This is a genomic window from Mesorhizobium sp. M1A.F.Ca.IN.020.06.1.1, from assembly GCF_004023265.1.
Classification (GTDB): domain Bacteria; phylum Pseudomonadota; class Alphaproteobacteria; order Rhizobiales; family Rhizobiaceae; genus Mesorhizobium.
The window spans coordinates 1-932 of sequence record NZ_RZSR01001470.1 but is presented as its reverse complement, the minus strand read 5'-3'; the positions used below and the strand labels follow the sequence as shown (position 1 = coordinate 932).

Below are 932 nucleotides of genomic sequence, written 5' to 3'. Positions count from 1 at the left end.
GACGAAGCCCAGCGGATTGTTGTTTTCGCGGCTGCCGCCGAAGAAGAAGGCGAAATTGCCGAGCATCGAGATCGCGCCGGCAAGCGTCGCGACAATCGTCATGGTAAGCGTGTCGCGATGCTGCACATGGGCGAGTTCATGCGCCATCACCGCCGCGACCTCTTCGTGGCTGAGCCGCTCCAGCAGGCCGGTCGATGCGGCTACAGCGGCGTTTTCGGGATTGCGGCCAGTGGCGAAGGCGTTCGGCTGCGGACTGTCGATCAGATAGGTCTTCGGCATCGGCAGGCCGGCCTGCTTGGCCAGCGCCTCAACGATCGCATAATATTCGGGAGCGTTCCTCTCGTCGACCTCGATGGCGCGGTTCATCGACAGCACCATCTTGTCGGCATTCCAGTAGCTGAACAGGTTCATGCCGGCGGCCAACAGCAAGGCGATCACCATGCCGCCGGTGCCGCCGATCAGAAAGCCGACGCCCATGAACAGCGCGGTCATCGCAGCAAGGAGCATGGCGGTGCGAAGCGTATTCATCGTCTCTTCCGTCTGGCGTGGTGGCGAATAGGGGTCGATCCTGCCATTGTCATGGCTATATGATGGGAAAGGCCGGTCCCCGTTTCAATCGGCAGGAAGCATCGCATGACCGATCAACCCAACAAAACCGAAGGCGCCAAGCCGCAAAGGACGCTGTCGCCTGAGGCGCAACGCGCATTGGCGGAAGCGGAAGCCAGGCGGAAGGCATACCGCGAGGCGGAAGCCCGCCTGCCGAAAGAGTTCGGCGGACGCGGCGGCAAGGAACCCGGGCGCTACGGCGACTGGGAGGTGAAGGGTCTGGCCACTGATTTTTAATGACACTCAAGGCGCGTCGCGCTGAAGCGGATTCAGGCGACGCGCTTTAAGTCATTGTTCGTGCTGTCGTCTTCGCAAAACCGCTGCAC

The 932-nt window shown here is 61.8% G+C and carries 2 protein-coding genes; one reads left to right on the top strand and one right to left on the bottom strand.

What is annotated here, in order from left to right:
• Positions 1-528 (bottom strand): M48 family metalloprotease (locus tag EOA60_RS34940; RefSeq protein WP_164899865.1); only part of this gene is annotated, 528 nt, incomplete at its 3' end.
• Between the two features lie 105 nt (positions 529-633).
• Between EOA60_RS34940 and EOA60_RS34935 the strand changes: the two genes are divergently transcribed.
• Positions 634-843 (top strand): DUF1674 domain-containing protein, encoded by a 210-nt coding sequence (locus EOA60_RS34935; RefSeq protein WP_067324941.1) that lies wholly within the window; start codon positions 634-636, stop codon positions 841-843.
• Positions 844-932: the final 89 nt, after the last annotated feature.